Origin of the sequence: Nonomuraea soli (assembly GCF_013761175.1) — a bacterium.
In the GTDB taxonomy this organism is placed as follows: domain Bacteria; phylum Actinomycetota; class Actinomycetes; order Streptosporangiales; family Streptosporangiaceae; genus Nonomuraea; species Nonomuraea soli.
In genome coordinates, this window is sequence record NZ_JACDUR010000002.1 from 1,051,975 (window position 1) to 1,067,525 (window position 15,551).

Annotated in this window: 16 protein-coding genes; 13 read left to right on the top strand and 3 right to left on the bottom strand. The window is 71.0% G+C overall.

All coding sequences use genetic code 11. From position 1 onward, the window contains the following. Position 1: 1 nt before the first annotated feature. The 13 genes from HNR30_RS11960 (at position 2) to HNR30_RS12020 (ending at position 13,568) form a co-directional block, all read left to right on the top strand. Entirely contained in the window at positions 2 to 802 is an 801-nt protein-coding gene (locus HNR30_RS11960) for a cyclase family protein (RefSeq protein ID WP_181609822.1), read from the top strand. Further along, positions 802 to 2,445 carry a thiamine pyrophosphate-binding protein gene (locus tag HNR30_RS11965; RefSeq protein WP_181609823.1) on the top strand — a complete coding sequence of 548 codons (1,644 nt, stop codon included), beginning with the start codon at positions 802 to 804 and terminating at the stop codon, positions 2,443 to 2,445. Before HNR30_RS11960 ends, HNR30_RS11965 begins: the two co-directional genes overlap by 1 nt. Before the next feature lie 25 nt (positions 2,446 to 2,470). Continuing rightward, entirely contained in the window at positions 2,471 to 3,385 is a 915-nt protein-coding gene (locus tag HNR30_RS11970) for an ABC transporter permease (protein ID WP_181609824.1), read from the top strand. Next, positions 3,382 to 4,197 (top strand): ABC transporter permease, encoded by an 816-nt coding sequence (locus HNR30_RS11975; RefSeq protein ID WP_181609825.1) that lies wholly within the window; start codon positions 3,382 to 3,384, stop codon positions 4,195 to 4,197. The genes HNR30_RS11970 and HNR30_RS11975 overlap by 4 nt, the downstream gene beginning before the upstream one ends. A gap of 20 nt (positions 4,198 to 4,217) precedes the next feature. Further along, positions 4,218 to 5,021 carry an ABC transporter ATP-binding protein gene (locus HNR30_RS11980; RefSeq protein ID WP_181609826.1) on the top strand — a complete coding sequence of 268 codons (804 nt, stop codon included), beginning with the start codon at positions 4,218 to 4,220 and terminating at the stop codon, positions 5,019 to 5,021. Positions 5,022 to 5,108: 87 nt separating this feature from the next. After that, positions 5,109 to 6,065 carry an ABC transporter substrate-binding protein gene (locus HNR30_RS11985; protein ID WP_181609827.1) on the top strand — a complete coding sequence of 319 codons (957 nt, stop codon included), beginning with the start codon at positions 5,109 to 5,111 and terminating at the stop codon, positions 6,063 to 6,065. A 94-nt stretch (positions 6,066 to 6,159) separates the two neighbouring features. Beyond that, positions 6,160 to 7,314 (top strand): thiolase family protein, encoded by a 1,155-nt coding sequence (locus tag HNR30_RS11990; protein WP_181609828.1) that lies wholly within the window; start codon positions 6,160 to 6,162, stop codon positions 7,312 to 7,314. Continuing rightward, positions 7,311 to 9,191, top strand: coding sequence for an ATP-dependent acyl-CoA ligase (locus HNR30_RS11995; RefSeq protein ID WP_181609829.1), 1,881 nt, complete (start codon positions 7,311 to 7,313; stop codon positions 9,189 to 9,191). The genes HNR30_RS11990 and HNR30_RS11995 overlap by 4 nt, the downstream gene beginning before the upstream one ends. Continuing rightward, the gene (locus HNR30_RS12000) at positions 9,184 to 10,638 is read left to right on the top strand and encodes a 2-hydroxymuconic semialdehyde dehydrogenase (protein WP_181609830.1); all 1,455 of its coding nucleotides are present in this window, start codon (positions 9,184 to 9,186) and stop codon (positions 10,636 to 10,638) included. Before HNR30_RS11995 ends, HNR30_RS12000 begins: the two co-directional genes overlap by 8 nt. A gap of 132 nt (positions 10,639 to 10,770) precedes the next feature. Next, positions 10,771 to 11,304: a 3-hydroxyanthranilate 3,4-dioxygenase gene (locus HNR30_RS12005; RefSeq protein ID WP_181609831.1), complete on the top strand. Its 534-nt coding sequence runs from the start codon at positions 10,771 to 10,773 to the stop codon at positions 11,302 to 11,304. A gap of 4 nt (positions 11,305 to 11,308) precedes the next feature. Continuing rightward, positions 11,309 to 12,352: an NAD(P)H-quinone oxidoreductase gene (locus HNR30_RS12010; protein WP_312894365.1), complete on the top strand. Its 1,044-nt coding sequence runs from the start codon at positions 11,309 to 11,311 to the stop codon at positions 12,350 to 12,352. Further along, the gene (locus HNR30_RS12015; protein ID WP_181609832.1) at positions 12,349 to 13,143 is read left to right on the top strand and encodes an aspartate/glutamate racemase family protein; all 795 of its coding nucleotides are present in this window, start codon (positions 12,349 to 12,351) and stop codon (positions 13,141 to 13,143) included. The genes HNR30_RS12010 and HNR30_RS12015 overlap by 4 nt, the downstream gene beginning before the upstream one ends. After that, positions 13,140 to 13,568, top strand: coding sequence for an organic hydroperoxide resistance protein (locus HNR30_RS12020; RefSeq protein WP_181609833.1), 429 nt, complete (start codon positions 13,140 to 13,142; stop codon positions 13,566 to 13,568). Before HNR30_RS12015 ends, HNR30_RS12020 begins: the two co-directional genes overlap by 4 nt. A 43-nt stretch (positions 13,569 to 13,611) precedes the next feature. Here the strand turns inward: HNR30_RS12020 and HNR30_RS12025 are convergent, their stop codons facing one another. From HNR30_RS12025 to HNR30_RS12035, 3 genes are read right to left on the bottom strand one after another with little or no spacing between them, the layout of a single operon-like run. Continuing rightward, a complete protein-coding gene (locus tag HNR30_RS12025) occupies positions 13,612 to 14,412 on the bottom strand; it encodes a glycerophosphodiester phosphodiesterase family protein (protein WP_181609834.1) in 801 nt (266 codons plus the stop codon). Further along, positions 14,412 to 14,960 carry a TrmH family RNA methyltransferase gene (locus HNR30_RS12030; protein WP_181609835.1) on the bottom strand — a complete coding sequence of 183 codons (549 nt, stop codon included), beginning with the start codon at positions 14,958 to 14,960 and terminating at the stop codon, positions 14,412 to 14,414. Before HNR30_RS12030 ends, HNR30_RS12025 begins: the two co-directional genes overlap by 1 nt. Next, positions 14,957 to 15,550: a class I SAM-dependent methyltransferase gene (locus tag HNR30_RS12035; RefSeq protein WP_181609836.1), complete on the bottom strand. Its 594-nt coding sequence runs from the start codon at positions 15,548 to 15,550 to the stop codon at positions 14,957 to 14,959. The genes HNR30_RS12030 and HNR30_RS12035 overlap by 4 nt, the downstream gene beginning before the upstream one ends. Position 15,551: the final 1 nt, after the last annotated feature.

A 15,551-nucleotide genomic window follows, 5' to 3' on the forward strand; every position in this document is an offset into this window, starting at 1 on the left:
CATGAATCCTCCGGCCCTCCAGCCCTCGAACTGGAGCGACGCCCTCGTGTCCGGCGCCTTCACCGTCGTCGACCTGACGGCGCAGCTCTCCTCGGCGACCCCGGTCCTTCCCCTCCCCGAGGGGATGGCCCCCATCCCGCGCTTCGAGCTGGAAGAGCTAGCCAGGTACGACGAGCGCGGCGAGACCTCCTACCAGAACGGCATCCACACCGGCGAGCACGTCGGCACCCACTTCGACGCGCCCTGCCACTGGGTGACCGGCATCGAGCACGGCGACGTCTCCCAAGTGCCGGTGGAGCGCCTGGTCGGACCCGCCGTGGTCATCGACAAGAGCGCCGAGGTCGCGCGGGACCCCGACTACCTGCTCACCGTCGAGGACGTGCGGGCGTGGGAGCGGGCGCACGGAACGCTGCCGGCGGGCTGGCTCCTCTACCGCACCGGCTGGGCCGCCCGGTCCCACGATCAGGACCTGTTCCTGAACGCCGACGACCGCGGACCGCACACCCCCGGGGTGACGCCGGAATGCGCCAGATGGCTCGCCGAGGAGAGCGACATCGTCGGGTTCGGTGTCGAGACCGTCGGCACCGACGCCGGCCAGGCCTTCGGCTTCGATCTGGCCTTCCCCGTGCACACCCACCTCCTGGGCGCGGGCAAGTACGGCATCACCCAGCTGCAGAACCTCGACCTGCTTCCCGTGACCGGCACGTTGATCGTGGTCGCCCCGCTCCCCATCGTGGGCGGATCGGGCAGCCCCGCTCGCGTCCTCGCGCTGGTTCCCGGCAACGTCTCGGAAGTGAACTGATGCTGGTTCGTGAAGCGATCGGCGAGCAGCTCGCCGCCCTCGGGGTCCGGGCCGCCTTCGGTGTGGTCGGAAGCGGCAACTTCCACTACACCAACGCGCTCATGGAGCACGGAGCCCGATTCGTCGCGGCCCGCCACGAAGGTGGGGCGGCCACGATGGCCGACGCCTACGCCCGGATGTCCGGGGAGGTCGCCGTCCTCTCGCTCCACCAGGGCTGCGGATACACCAACGCGCTCACCGGAATCGCCGAAGCGGCCAAGAGCAGGACGCCCTTGCTCGTCCTGACCGCCGAGGCGACCGAGCCCACCTCCAACTTCTTCATCGACCAGGCCGGTATGGCCGAGGGCGCCGGGGCGCTCGCCATGCGGGTGCGCTCGCCGGAGACGGCCCTGGTGGACGTCGCCCGGGCCTACGCGGCCTGCAAGCACCAGCGGCGCACCGTGGTGCTCAACGTTCCCATCGACGTCCAGGACATGGAGCTTCCGGCCCATGCCCGCCGGCGCACGTTCGCCCCCCTCGGGCTGCCCCAGCCCGCGCCCGAGGACATCGCCCGCTTCGCCGAGCTGATCCGGTCCGCCGAGCGGCCGGTCTTCGTGGCGGGCCGCGGCAGCCGGGCGGACGGCGCGAAGCAGGCACTCCGGGAGCTGGCGGCCGCCTCGGGTGCGCTGCTCGCCACCTCCGCCGTCGCGCGGGGACTCTTCAACGACGACCCCTGGGGCATCGACGTGTCCGGCGGTTTCAGCTCCCCACTGACCGCCGAGCTCGTCAGCGGTGCGGACCTCGTCGTCGGTTTCGGATGCGCGCTGAACATGTGGACGATGCGGCACGGGAAGCTGATCGGCGAGCACACCAAGGTCGTCCAGGTCGACATCGACCCCGAGGCCATCGGCCGCAACCGCGACGTGGACCTCGGCCTGTGGGGCGGCGTCGCGGAAACCGCTCGCGCCACCACGGCGGCGCTGGCTCACACGGCCGGCGGTGACCGCCGCGGCTACCGCACGCCCGAGGTGGGCCAGCGCATCCGAACCTCGCTGCGCTGGAACCAGGTGGACTTCACCGACCGGTCGGCCGACGGGCGGATCGATCCCCGCACCCTGTCGATGGAGCTCAACCGGATCCTTCCCCGCGAGCGGATCGTGTCCGTGGACTCCGGCAACTTCCTGGGCTACCCGAGCATGTACCTCGACGTCCCTGACGAGTACGGCTTCTGCTTCACCCAGGCGTTCCAGTCGGTCGGGCTGGGCCTGGCCACCGGCCTCGGCGCCGCGCTCGCCCAACCCGGCCGGTTGCCCGTCGTCGGCGTGGGAGACGGCGGATTCCTGATGGGTATCACCGAGCTCGAGACCGCGGTCCGGCTCGCGGTGCCCCTTCTCGTGGTGATCTACAACGACGCCATGTACGGCGCCGAGGTGCACCACTTCGGATTCGACGGCCCGCCACTGGACGCCGTGGTCTTCCCCGACAGCGACCTCGCCGCGATCGCGCGTGGCCACGGATGCGAGGCGATCACCGTCCGGGAGGCGGCGGATCTCTCGCCGGTCAAGGACTGGATCTCGTCCGGTCCGAGTCGCCCGATGATCATCGACGCCAAGGTGCTCTCGCGCGAGGGCTCGTGGTGGCTGCAGGAGGCGTTCGGCCACTGAGCCGGATGCGAGGTCTGGAGGAGACATGAAGAGCAGGCAGCCGGCGGTGCTGACCGCGACCGCGACCGAGACCGCGACCGAGAATGAGACCGAGACCGTCAGTGTGACCCCACGCGCCGGCGACGGCGCCACGAGCCCGCTCCGGCGGGTGCTTGGCAGTGACCGGATCATCGAACGCTCCATCATCGCCGCACGCGGCGTGGCGGGGGTGCTGGGCTTCCTCGCCCTGTGGGAGGTGGTCGCCAGGTACGACCTGCTGCCTCGCGACGTGCTGCCCGCCGCGTCGACGACCTTGGCGAGCTCGGCCGGGCTCCTCGTCGACCCGACCTTCCTCGGCCAGATAGGCGCCACCCTGTGGGCGGCCTTCGTCGGCTACGCCCTGGCCTTGGTGATCGCGGTGCCGGCGGGACTGGTTCTCGGCCTCTCCGACCGGTTGCACGCGGCCACCGCCACCGTGGTCGAGCTGCTCCGGCCACTGCCGCCCGTCGGGCTGGTCCCTCTGCTGGTGCTCGTGGCCGGTCAGGGACTGGAGATGAAGGCGGTCGTGGTGGCCATCGGGTGCGTCTGGCCGTTGCTCGTCAACACCATTCACGGCGTTCACTCCACGGACGGCACGGCGCGGGCCACCGCACGCTCGTTCGGCTGGTCACGGCGAACGGTCGCCCTGCGTGTCGTATGGCCCTCCGCCGTGCCCTCGGTGCTGACCGGTGTGAGGATCACCGCCTCCGTGGCGCTCATCCTGTGCGTCGGCGCGGAGTTCATCGGGGGGAGCCGCGATGGGCTCGGCAGCTGGCTGCTCCAGCAGAGCATGCTCCCGGGAGGAATCGACACCGTCTGCGCGGGTGTCGTCATCGCCGGAGCACTCGGGCTCCTGGTCAACGCCGCGGTCACCGTACTCGAACGCCGCTTCGCCGGCTGGGCACACCGGGAGGATTCGTGAACACCTCGGTCAAGAGCAACGAACGTGTCCTTCGCATCGCCGTGGGCTGGGGCGCCGCGGTCCTGCTGCTACTCGCGTGGCAGCTCGCGACGGCCCGATCGCAATCGCTGTTCTTCCCCACACCGCTGGAGATCTTCGACGACCTGCGGGAGCGGTGGTTCTCCGACGGTCTGTCCGGCGGCATCGTGACCGACGCCTTCTTCGTCGACATCACACCGAGTCTCGAGCGTCTCCTCCTCGGCCTGCTGATCGCGTGGTCGATCGGCACCACGCTCGGCGTGCTCCTCGGCCGGGTCCCGGTCGTCGCCCACACCGTCGAGCCGATCCTGCACTTCATGCGGGCACTGCCCGGGCCGGTGCTGCTTCCGCTGGCGCTCGTCCTGGTCGGAACCGGGACGACGATGCGGGTCTCGCTGATCGCCTTCGGCGCCGTGTGGCCGGTCCTCTTCAACACCTACAGCGCCGTACGGCGAGTGCCGGAGGGCTATGTCGAGACGGCCCGTGTGGCGCGGGTCTCCCGGGTGCGCGTCCTGTTCCAGGTGATCCTGCCCTCGGCCGGCTCGGGCATCTTCGCCGGCATCCGCATCTCGACATCGCTGGGCATCATCCTGCTCATCGCCTCGGAGCTGGTCGCCGCCTCCGACGGCATCGGATTCGGTCTCACCCAGGCCCAGCGTTCCTTCCAGTTCCTGCCCATGTGGTCGTTCATCGTCGCCCTGTCGCTGCTCGGCTACCTGTCCAACCTCGTCCTGACGGGGATCGAGTCCGGCGTCCTTCGCTGGCACCGCCTTCACATGTCAGTCCAGGACTGACCCGCCAGAAAGGCTGCGCGATGTCCCACGCACTCCTGGAGGTCCAGGACCTCCGGCACACCTATCGCACGCGCCAGGGCGACCAGACGGTTCTCGACGGCATCACCTTCGACGTACGGCGCGGCGAGTTCGCCTCGATCGTCGGCCCGTCCGGCTGCGGTAAGACCACCCTGCTGCGTACCCTCTCCGGTCTGCTCCGCCCCACTCACGGCACGATCGCACTGTCGGGGAAGGTCATCACCGGCGTGCCCCAAGGCCTCGCCATGGTCTTCCAGGACTACCGGGCTTCGCTGTTTCCCTGGCGGCGCGTCGGCGCCAACGTGGAGTTCCCTCTCCTGGGCCGGGTCGCCAAGGCCGAGCGGCGTTCACGAACTGCCGAGTCACTGGCCGCGGTCGGCCTGGCCGACGCGGCCGACAAGTACCCCTGGCAGCTCTCGGGCGGCATGCAGCAGCGTGTCGCCATCGCCAGGGCGCTGGCGATGCGCCCGGAGCTCCTCCTGATGGACGAGCCGTTCGCCTCCGTCGATGCGCAGACCCGCTCCGATCTCGAGGATCTGCTGCTCCGCGTCCGGGAACAGTTCGACGTGACGATCCTCTTCGTCACCCACGACGTGGACGAAAGTGTCTACCTCAGCACTCGGGTGCTGTCGCTCAGCAAGGCCCCGACCGTCATGACGGCCGACGTCGCGGTGCCGCTGACGTTTCCGCGGGACCAGATCCGCACCCGCGAGAACCCGTCCTTCGTCGAGACGAGAAGCGAGGTGGCCCGACTGATCCGACAGGCGAGTCCCGGCGGCCTGTCCACCGCGGACAGCTCTCACTGACGGACGGCGCCGGGCGCGGGTCAGCCGCCCGCGGCGCCCGGGACCGTCCTGCCATGTACGGCAAGGCAACTTCGAAGGAGAACACCCATGAACCTGCGCACCAAGCGACGATTCGGCGTCCTTGCGCTCGCGCTGCTGCTGGCGGGCACCGCCAGTGCGTGCGGCGGCGACGACACCCCCGCGGCGGCCGATGGCCTCACCAAGGTCACCCTCTCGATTCCCCCGGTCGGCGACTCGCTGCCGGTGTACGACGCGATCGCCAAGGGCTACTTCGCCGACGCGCGCCTCGAGGTCGAGCTCAGGCCCGCCGCGAACGGCGCCACCACGATCAACGCCCTGGTCTCCGGCAGCACCGACCTGGCCCTGGTGTCCTACCCCTCGCTGATCACCGCCCGCTCCTCCGGCATTCCGGTCACCATCGCCGCTCCCGCGATCGCGGGGACGGAGGAGTACGCGTCCGGCCTCTACGTCCTGGCGGACTCCGGCATCAAGAAGCCGGCCGACATGGTCGGCAAGAAGATGGCGACCCCGTCGCTGGGCTCCGTCGGCGACGTGTGGTTCCGAGGTGTGCTGCTGCAGGAGGGTCTCGACCCCGGCAGCGTCACCTACGTGGAGATCCCGCAGGCCAACATGGCCGCCGCCCTCAAGGCCGGCGACGTCGACGGCATCTTCCAGACCGAGCCGACCCTCAGCGCGACCCAGGCCGGCCTCGACATCCGGCTGATCGACTACCAGAAGGGGCCCCAGGGCCTGTTCGCGACGTCCGAGAAGTTCCTGAAGGACCAGCCCGGCGTGGTGGCGGCCTTCCGTACCGCGCTCGCCAAGGCGGTCGCCGACATCCAGGCGGACCCGCGCGGCGTGGCGACGGCGATGATGCCCAAGTACACCAAGATGAGCGCGGAAGTCGCCGCCAAGATGCGGCTTCCCGAGTACCAGGTCGACTACGACGCCGCAGGGGTGCAGAGCGTCATCGACCTGATGGTCAAGATCGGCCTGCTCAAGAGCTCCTTCGACGCCGGCGGCCTCTATCAGGACGTCAAGTGAGCACCCCTCGCAGGCTTCCCTGACGACCGTCCCCACCACCCCCGCCACCAGCGCGGGCCGCACCCTCACGGGCACGGCCCGCCGGAGGAGATGCATGTCTCACCCCACCCGCGACCACGTCGCGATCGTCGGCGCCGCCGAGTCGCCCTACACCCGCCATCCCGGCGCGGGCACCACGACCGCCGGGGTGCTGCGTGACGCAGTCGTCCGCGCCCTGCGCGATGCCGGCCTCGCACCCGGGGACGTGGACGGGCTCGGTGTCGCCAGCTTCACCCTCGGCCCGGACCACGCCATCGACCTCGCCTGGCGACTGGGCCTCAACCTGCGCTGGATCATGCAGGACACCAACGGTGGCGCCAGCGCCGGTGGAATGTTGCAGCACGCCGTGCGGGCCGTCGAAGCCGGCGACGCGTCCGTCGTCGTGCTGGTCGCCGGCGACGCCATGGACAACGCCGCCCACACCAAGCTCGTCAGGGCCTACAACCAGGCGACCGTCGACCACCTGGCAGACCTTCCCATGACCGGGCCGAACGCCCTGTTCGCGATGCTGACGCAACGGCAGATGGCCACATGGCAGCTCACCCGGAAGGACTACGGCGACCTGGTGATCGCCCAGCGTGCCTGGGCGGGACTGAACCAGGGCGCGGTGTACCGCGCGCCGATGACGCTGGAGGAGTACCTCGACGCGCCCCCGGTCGCCTCACCGCTCGGACGTTTCGACTGTGTCCCGCCGGTGACGGGCGCCGACGCCGTCGTGGTCGCCCGCGAGGAGCGGGCCACGGGCCGCCGCGCCCGGGTGCTGGCGGTCACCACCGCCTACAACGCCGACGACCAGGCAGGCGACGGCATCCAGACGGCGGTCGCCGCCTGCGCCCCCGCCGCCTGGGACCGCGCGGGTGTCGCACCGGCCGACGCCGACGTGATCAGCGTGTACGACGACTACCCGGCGATGGTGCTGTCGCAGCTCGTCGACCTCGGAGTGACCCAGCCCGGGGCGATCCGGGCCTTCATCGCCGAGCGGATAGCGACCCGGCTTCTGCCGGTCAACACCTCCGGCGGCCAGCTCTCGGCCGGCCAGGCAGGAGCCGCGGGCGGCATGCACGGGCTGGTCGAGGTCGTTCAGCAACTGCGCGGGCGTGCCTCCGGCCGGCAGGTCGAGGCCCGGATCGGCGTGGTCACGGGCTACGGCATGGTGCTCTACCGGCACGGCTCCTGCGGCAACGTGGCGGTGCTGGAGGCGGTCGCGTGAGCCTCCACGTCCAGCGCTGCGGTGGTTGCGGCAAGCACTACTTCCCCCGGCGGCTGCTGTGTCCCGGGTGCGGAACCGACGACTTCGCCGAGGTGCGCGTCGAGAAGGGCCGGGTCGTCGCCTCCACGCGGGCCGGCGACGGTACGACGTTCCTCACCGTCGAGTGCGGGGGCGACCTGCAGGTCGTCGCGCGGCTGATCGGAGCGGACCTTCCCCCGCATGGGGAACTGCCGTTCACGACCTCTCCTGCCACGCCGGGCCCCGCGGCCTTCGTCCCGGACCCCGCGAACCCCGGCGACGACCCCCGTCGCCTGCCGCGGGACACCCCGCTGCGCGAGTGCACCATCCCCGGCATGCTGCTGGCGCGGGCGGCGCTGACGCCCGAAGCCCCCCTCCTGGTCTGCGGCGACGTTCACCGTACGGCCGGCGAGATGGTCGAGGCGGTGGCGCGCGCGGCGGGAGCGCTCGCCGCCCGCGGCGTCACCCCGGGCGAACGAGTCGCCTTCCTCACCGGCAACCGTGTCGAACTCCTCGACCTCGTGCTCGGTGCGGCCTGGCTGGGCGCGGTCGCGGTCCCGATCAACACCGCCGTCCGTGGGGCCCAGCTGCACCACATCCTGGCCAACTCGCAGGCCCGGCTCCTGGTCGTCGAGGCCGGCATCGAGCCCCACCTCGAAGATCTGCCGGCTCTGCCGTACCTGCAGGAGAGGTGGGTCCTCGGCGACCGGGCCGAGCCCATGCGGGCACCGGTGCCACCGGCCGTGGTCGCCCCCGGAGATCCCGCCGCGATCCTGTACACCTCGGGCACGACCGGCGTCTCCAAGGGAGTCGTGTGCCCGCACGCGCAGTTCTGGTGGTGGGGCAACAACGTCAGCGACCAGATCGGGATCCAACCGGACGACGTGCTGCACACCTGCCTGCCGCTGTTCCACACCAACGCCCTCAACGCCTTCAGCCAGGCCGTGGTCAGCGGCGCGACCTACGTCCTGGGCGGGCGCTTCTCGGCGTCCCGATTCTGGTCGCAGATGGCCGACAGCGGAGCCACCGTGACATACCTGCTCGGCGCCATGGTGGGCATCCTCGACAGCCGGCCGCCGTCGGCCCTGGATCGTGCCCACAAGGTACGGCTCGCGCTCTCGCCGGCGACACCGGAACGACTGCTGAAACCATTTCGCGAGCGCTTCGGCGTCGCGCTGCTCGACGGCTACGGATCGACCGAGACCAACGCGGTCGTGGGCACCCGGCCGGGCGAGGAACGATCGGGGTACATCGGCAGGCTGCAGCCGGGCTTCCGCATGCGGGTGGTCGACGCCGACGGCGCCGACGTACCGCACGGCACCCCGGGTGAGCTTCTGCTGCGCAGCGACCAGCCCTTCGCCTTCGCCTCCGGCTACTTCCGGATGCCAGAAGCGACCACCGCCGCCTGGCAGGACCTGTGGTTCCACACCGGCGACCGCGTGTGCGCGGAAGCGGACGGATCCATCCGCTTCGTGGACCGCATCAAGGACGTGATCCGGCGTCGCGGCGAGAACATCTCGTCGGTGGAGGTCGAGGACGTGCTGCGCGCGCACCCGGCCGTGGCGGAGGTGGCGGTCTACGCCGTCGATTCCGAGCTCGGCGAGGACGAGGTCATGGCGGCGGTCGTCGCCAGGGAAAGCGCGCAGCTCGACTTCGAGGAGCTGGTCGCGTTCTGCGGCCCGCGCCTGGCGGCGTACGCCATCCCTCGCTTCCTCGTCCGGCTCGACGCCCTCCCGCTGACCGAGAACGGCAAGGTCAGGAAGCCGGAGCTCCGCAGCCGCGGAACCGAGGGCGCATGGGACCGCCAGCCACCTCGTCCCCAGCCGACGGCCCCAACGGAACGGACATCCCATGCGTGAGTACAGGAACTTCGTCGACGGGCGATTCATCGACGGAGCGGAGGCGTTCGCCGACATCGACCCGGCGACAGGCCAACAGGTCGCCTGGGTACACGAGGCGGACGCCACCGTCGTCGACCAGGCGGTCCGGGCAGCGCGCGCGGCGCTGGAGGGCCCCTGGGGCCGGACGACGACCCAGCAGCGCTGCACCCTGCTCCGCCGGGTCGCGGACGAGATCGACCGGCGCGCCGACGACCTGCTGGCCGCCGAGGTCGCCGACACCGGCAAGCCGGAAGCAGGCGCTCGCGCTCTCGACATCGCCCGTGCGGCCGCCAACTTCCGGGCCTTCGCCGATGTCGTGGGAGCCGAAGGAGTGGAGTCCTACCTTCAGGACCTGGGTGAGGGCCGGCAAGCGCTGAACTACGCCGTGCGCAAACCGCTGGGCGTCGTGGCGGCGATCGTGCCGTGGAACCTGCCGCTTCTCCTCCTGACCTGGAAGCTGGCGCCGGCGCTGGCGTGCGGCAACACCTTCGTCGTCAAACCGTCCGAGGAGACGCCGGGCTCGGCGACGCTACTCGCCGAGGTGCTCGCCGCGGCGGGCGTGCCGGACGGCGTCTACAACGTCGTCCACGGATTCGGCGCCGGTTCGGCGGGCGAGCACCTCACCAGCCACCCGGGCATCGACGGCGTGACCTTCACCGGGTCGACGGCGACCGGCGCCGGCATCATGAAGACCGTCGCACCCCGTATCCGCCCGGTGTCCTTCGAACTCGGCGGGAAGAACGCGGCCCTCGTCTTCGCCGACGCCGACCTCGACGCCGCGGTCGCCGGGCTGACCAGCTCCGTGTTCGCCAACACCGGGCAGGTGTGCCTGTGCACCGAGCGCGTCTACATCGAACGCCCGGTCTTCGACGAGGTGACGGAACGGCTCGTCGCCGCGGCCGGGGAACTGCGTCTCGGAGCGCCTTCCGATCCGGCCACCACGACCGGCCCGGTGATCTCGCGAGCTCACCAGAAGAAGATCCTCGACTACGCGGACCTGGCCGAGCAGGCGGGCGCCAAGACCCTGACGGGAGGACGGGCAGCCACCCCGGGCGGCGCTCTCAACGGCGGGTTCTGGGTCGAACCGACCCTCTGGACGGGCCTGAACGATGACGACCGGGTCGTCCGGGAGGAGATCTTCGGTCCCGTCGCGGCGCTCATGCCCTTCGACACCGAGGAGGAGGCCGTCAGGCGTGCGAACGACACCGACTACGGGCTCGCGGCCGCGGTCTGGACGTCCGACCTCCGTCGTGCTCACCGGGTCGCGGCCCGCATGCGGACCGGGATCTCCTGGGTCAACACCTGGTTTCTGCGCGAGCTGCGATCCCCTTTCGGCGGGATCGGACTGTCGGGCATCGGCCGCGAGGGCGGCCGTCACTCGCTCGACTTCTACACCGAGACGACGAATGTGTGCGTGGCACTGTGAGCGCGGCCGGAGCACCTGCCGTGCCGACGGCATCGCTGAGGCGGCCGAGCTCCCCGGCATGAACGACCTCGGCTCATCGACATCCAGGCCGTTGGCACACCCGCCCGGCATCACCTCTCAGGAGGAAGCGCAATGACCCAGCCGACCGATCGTGTCTCCCCGCCACTCAACTTCATGGAGTGGATCCGTGAGCACGAGCCGGAGCTCAAGCCTCCGGTCAACAACCAGCCGATCTTCACCGGGCGGGACTTCATCGTCCAGGTCGTCGGCGGCCCGAACCAGCGGACCGACTTCCACGTCGACCCCTACGAGGAGTGGTTCCACCAGATCAAGGGCTCCATGCACGTCGACGTCATGACCGAGGACGGCAGGGTCACCGTCGAGATCAGGGAAGGTGAGACCTGGCTCCTTCCGGGCCTGGTTCCCCACTCGCCGCAGCGGCCCGAGGCGGGGTCCATCGGCGTCGTGATCGAGCGGGTCCGCGAGGAGGGCACCCTGGAGAAGTTCCAGTGGTACTGCCTCCAGTGCTCGGGACTGGTGCACGAGGTGGAGCTGCAGGTCCGCGACATCGTGGCCGACCTGCCGCCGGTGTTCACGCGGTTCTACGAGGACACGGCGGCCCGCACCTGCGAGCACTGCGGCGCCCTGCATCCCGGGAAGGGATGAGCACGTGCGCCCGCGGAACCTGCCGCACCCGCTCCCGCAGCACATGCGAGCCGTCGTCGCGAGCCGGCCGGGCGGACCGGATGTCCTGACGGTGACGCAGCGGGCCCTGCCGCGACCTGCGCGAGGTGAAGCGCTGGTGCGCGTCGTCGCGGCAGGCGTGAACCGGGCCGACCTCATGCAACGAGCCGGCCACTACCCCGGTACGGCAGCGGTCGCCGACCTCGGCCTCGAGGTCTCAGGGATCGTGGTCTCGGTCGGTCCGGGTGTCGGTGACGACCTGCTCGGCCGTGAGGTGTGCGCGCTCCTGCCCGGAGGCGGGTACGCCGAGTACGTCGCCGTGCGCGCCGCACACCTGGCGCCGGTGCCCGCCGGCGTCTCCACCGTCGACGCCGCCGGGCTGATGGAGGCGACCGCCACCGTGTGGTCGAACCTGTACATGCCCGACAAGCCGGTACCGGGGTCCTGGCTGCTCGTACACGGTGGCGCCAGCGGCATCGGTGCGACGGCCGTGCAACTCGCCGCCGCCCACGGCGTACGGGTGGCGACCACGGTCGGCTCGCCCGGCAAGGCCCGGTTCGTCGCGGGATTGGGCGCCGATCTCGTGATCGACCACCGTCGACAGGACTTCGCCGACGAGCTGTGCGAACGCGGCATCCGCCCCGCGGTGGTGCTCGACATCGTCGGCGCGGACTACCTGCAGCGCAACCTGCGGGTGCTGGAGCGCGGCGGCCGCGTCGTCGTGATCGGGCATCAGAGCGGATCGAGGGCCTCGATCGATCTCGAACCGCTGCTCAGGAGCAACCTGACGCTCACCGGAAGCGGTCTGCGGATGCGGCCCGATCACGAGAAGGACCAGATCATCGCCGACCTCGTGCAGCACGTGTGGCCGCTGTACGAGAGCGGCGCGATCGTCCCGACCACCCACGCGGTCCTTCCGCTCGAGAGGGCCGCAGAGGCTCACCGCCTCCTCGAGCAATCCCACCACCGTGGCAAGGTCCTGCTCCTCGCCGGCCCTGGCCTGCCCCCGACACCAGAAAGCCGACGATGAGCAGCCCTCCCTCCCGGATCATGTACCAGAGCTTCACCGACCCGGCCGTCCATCAGCCCTACCTCTCCAGGTTGCAGGCCTACCTCACCGAGATCGCCGCGCCCGGGGTCACCTACGAGGTGCGGGGGATCAGCCCGGGCGACACGCAGCTGGGCAGGCTCAGCGAGCTGCGTTGCGGCGTCCAGTCGGTCGCCGGCATCGTCGCGGCGGCCGAGGAGGGCTTCGACGCCGTCCTGGTCGGCCACTTCCAGGACGCGTGCCTCTACGAGGCGCGGACGGCCGTCGACATCCCGGTCATCGGGCACGGCGAAGCCAGCATGCTCCAGGCCTGCATGCTGGGTGGCCGCATCGGCCTGGTCACCCTCGACCCCGTGTATCTCTCGTGGCACAGCGAGCAGATAGCACGCTACGGCCTGTCGTCCCGGGTCGTCGACGTCCGGCCGCTGCGCATCACGCCCGACCAGGCGGTCGCGGCCTACGGCGACGACGCGGCCTACCAGTCGATCAAGGACACGTTCGTCTCGCTGGCCGTCACCATGGTCCGGGAGAGCGGTGTCGACGTCGTGATGTCGGCGGGGGGCCTGTTCGCCCTGCTCAGCGCCCGCGACCACGTCGAGGTCCCGGGCGCGTTGGTGGTGAACCCGACCCTGCTCGCGGTACGGCAGGCGGAGGCGTCCGTCGCGATCACGCGGGCGATGGGGACTCCGGTCTCTCGCGCCGGGACCTTCGCCATGGCGACGCCGCAAGCCGTGAAAGAACTGCTCACTCTCGTCAAGGAGACCCGACGATGACCACCTTCAGCTACACCGCCCACGCCCTGGCCACCGGCGACGGACGCTCAGGACGCGTCCGCTCGGACGACGGACTGATCGAGCTCGACCTGGGAATCCCCGAAGGCCTGGGCGGAGCCGGCGGGCACGTCAGCAATCCCGAGCAGCTCTTCGCCGCAGGCTACTCGGCCTGCTTCCTGTCGGCCCTGACCTCGGTCGCCCGCGCTCAACGCGTCAAGCTGAGCGACGCCCGGGTGGAGGCGCGGGTGACGATCGCCGGCGGCAGCGCCGGCTTCGACCTGTCCGTCGAGCTCGTCGTCACCGCTCCGGGCGTGCCGCCGGAGACCGGGGAGGCCCTGCTGGAGGCTGCCCATCGCAAATGTCCCTACTCGAAGGCCGTCACGGGCAACATCCCCGTGAAGCTCACGCTGTCACCAGGAAGCTGAGGCGCACCGGCCGCCATCTCCGGGCGGCCGCCGGCGGCGGTGCCTAGGCGGCGGTGTCGCGGTGTTCCCACAGGCCGCGCCGGTCGAGGACGCCGCGCAGCCCCGTCACGTTGTCGGTCATGATGCCGTCGACGCCGAGGTCGAGCAGCCGCTCCATGCGGACGGGGTCGTTGATGGTCCACACGTGCACCTGCATGCCCAGGGCGTGCGCGGTGCGCACCAGGGCGCGGGTGGTGACCCGCAGGCCGCGGAAGCCGAGGGGGATCTGGGCGCACGGGATCTGGGCGCGCGACAGGCGCGCGAACAGCCGCCCGTAGCCCGAGGTGGCCGCGGCGGCGCGCAGGGCGGCCACGCCGCGGGGGCCGAGCGCCGAGCACACCTCGCGGCCCATGGCGGCGCGGGCGCGGGCCAGGCGCTCGTCGGAGAAGGAGGTCAGGCAGACCCGCTCGTAGGCGTTGGTGCGCTGCACGACGCGGGCCAGCGGCAGGATGGCGCCGGCCTCCTTGACGTCGATGTTGAAACGCGCCTCGGGGAAGGAGCCGATGAGCTCCTCCAGGACGGGGATCTGGTGGGCGCCACCGATGCGCGCCTGCCGTACGACGGAGTAGGGAAGTTCGGCGATGCGGCCGCGCCGGTCGGTGACGCGGTCGAGGGTGTGGTCGTGGAAGGCCAGCAGGACGCCGTCGCGTGTGGCGTGGGCGTCGGTTTCTAGGTAGGTGTAGCCCAGGCGCACGGCGTGCTCGAAGGCCGCCATGGAGTTCTCGGCCCCCTCCAGGGCGCCGCCTCGGTGGGCGAAGGCCAGGGGGCCGTGGTGGTCGAGGAAGCTGAAGCGGCGGCTGAGCATCACTGGCCTTCGGGGGAGAGGGTCTGCCATTCCTGGCGGCGGGTCTCGGCCAGGGCGATGGCGGCGGCGACGGCGACGTTGAAGGAGCCGACCTTGCCGACCTGCGGGATGTAGATCTCGCCGTCGGCGGCTTCGAGCAGGGCGGGGGAGCAGCCGTGGTCCTCGCTGCCGACGACCAGGCACACGTCACGGCCGAGGTCGGCGCGGAACAGCGGCTTGGCCTCGCCGGTGAGTTCGACGGCGAGCACGGTGTAGCCGTCGGCGCGGGCCTCCTGGACGGCCTGCACGGCGGTCAGGCCGTCCTTCCAGGGGACCAGCCGGTCGGTGCCCAGGGCGGTCTTGCCCGCCTTGGGGTTGGTCGGCGGGGTGGAGTTGCCGGCCAGCCAGATCTGGTCGGCGCCGAACGCGGCGGCGCTGCGGAAGATGGACCCGACGTTGAACGGCCCGGTCACCGACTCCAGGATCAGCGCCAGGCGGTGCTCGGTGGAGCGCCGCCAGGTGCGGTTGAGTCGCTTGACGTCGGTGGGCCGGAGTTGCTTGCGGATCATCGGGTCACCTTCAGGATGCGGTAGGCGGCTCGGGAGGTGTGGCGGGTGGCCTGCCAGCCCTGCTCGCCGAGCCAGCGCTGCAGGGAGTCGGAGCCGAGGTGCTTCTGCACCACGAGGTAGGCCACGCCGTCGTCGGTCAGGCGGTCGAGCCAGCGGGTGAGCATGGCGTGCAGGGCGGGCTTGCCGATGCGGATCGCCGGGTTGGACCAGATGGCCGAGAACCGGGGTTCGGGCGGCATCTCGTCGACATGCACGGGACTTACTTTGTAAAGGCGAGCGGCCTGGGCGTTACGCCCGGTGAGCTCCAGGCTGCGCCTGTTGACATCGACAGCCCAGACCCGCGCCTCGGGCGCGCGCGAGGCCATCGTCAGCGCGATCGGGCCGTAGCCGCAGCCCAGGTCGAGCAGGTCTCCCTCCTGGGGAGGCCGCGGCACCGACTCCAGCAGGATGCGGGTGCCCAGGTCGATCTTCTCGGGCGAGAAGACGCCCCGGTCGGTCTCCAGCCTCAGGTGCAGGTCGGGCAGGACCAGGTCGACCGTGCCCGGCCTGCTGGCCGACTGCGGCCGCTCCTCGAAGTAATGCGCGCTCACG

Excerpts from the sequence above, each read along its gene's own strand:
- HNR30_RS11960 (WP_181609822.1), top strand. The coding sequence starts at position 2 with ATGAATCCTCCGGCCCTCCAGCCCTCGAACTGGAGCGACGCCCTCGTG.
- HNR30_RS11965 (WP_181609823.1), top strand. The coding sequence starts at position 802 with ATGCTGGTTCGTGAAGCGATCGGCGAGCAGCTCGCCGCCCTCGGGGTC.
- HNR30_RS11970 (WP_181609824.1), top strand. The coding sequence starts at position 2,471 with ATGAAGAGCAGGCAGCCGGCGGTGCTGACCGCGACCGCGACCGAGACC.
- HNR30_RS11980 (WP_181609826.1), top strand. The coding sequence starts at position 4,218 with ATGTCCCACGCACTCCTGGAGGTCCAGGACCTCCGGCACACCTATCGC.
- HNR30_RS11985 (WP_181609827.1), top strand. The coding sequence starts at position 5,109 with ATGAACCTGCGCACCAAGCGACGATTCGGCGTCCTTGCGCTCGCGCTG.
- HNR30_RS11990 (WP_181609828.1), top strand. The coding sequence starts at position 6,160 with ATGTCTCACCCCACCCGCGACCACGTCGCGATCGTCGGCGCCGCCGAG.
- HNR30_RS12000 (WP_181609830.1), top strand. The coding sequence starts at position 9,184 with ATGCGTGAGTACAGGAACTTCGTCGACGGGCGATTCATCGACGGAGCG.
- HNR30_RS12005 (WP_181609831.1), top strand. The coding sequence starts at position 10,771 with ATGACCCAGCCGACCGATCGTGTCTCCCCGCCACTCAACTTCATGGAG.
- HNR30_RS12015 (WP_181609832.1), top strand. The coding sequence starts at position 12,349 with ATGAGCAGCCCTCCCTCCCGGATCATGTACCAGAGCTTCACCGACCCG.
- HNR30_RS12020 (WP_181609833.1), top strand. The coding sequence starts at position 13,140 with ATGACCACCTTCAGCTACACCGCCCACGCCCTGGCCACCGGCGACGGA.
- HNR30_RS12025 (WP_181609834.1), bottom strand. The coding sequence starts at position 14,412 with ATGCTCAGCCGCCGCTTCAGCTTCCTCGACCACCACGGCCCCCTGGCC.
- HNR30_RS12030 (WP_181609835.1), bottom strand. The coding sequence starts at position 14,960 with ATGATCCGCAAGCAACTCCGGCCCACCGACGTCAAGCGACTCAACCGC.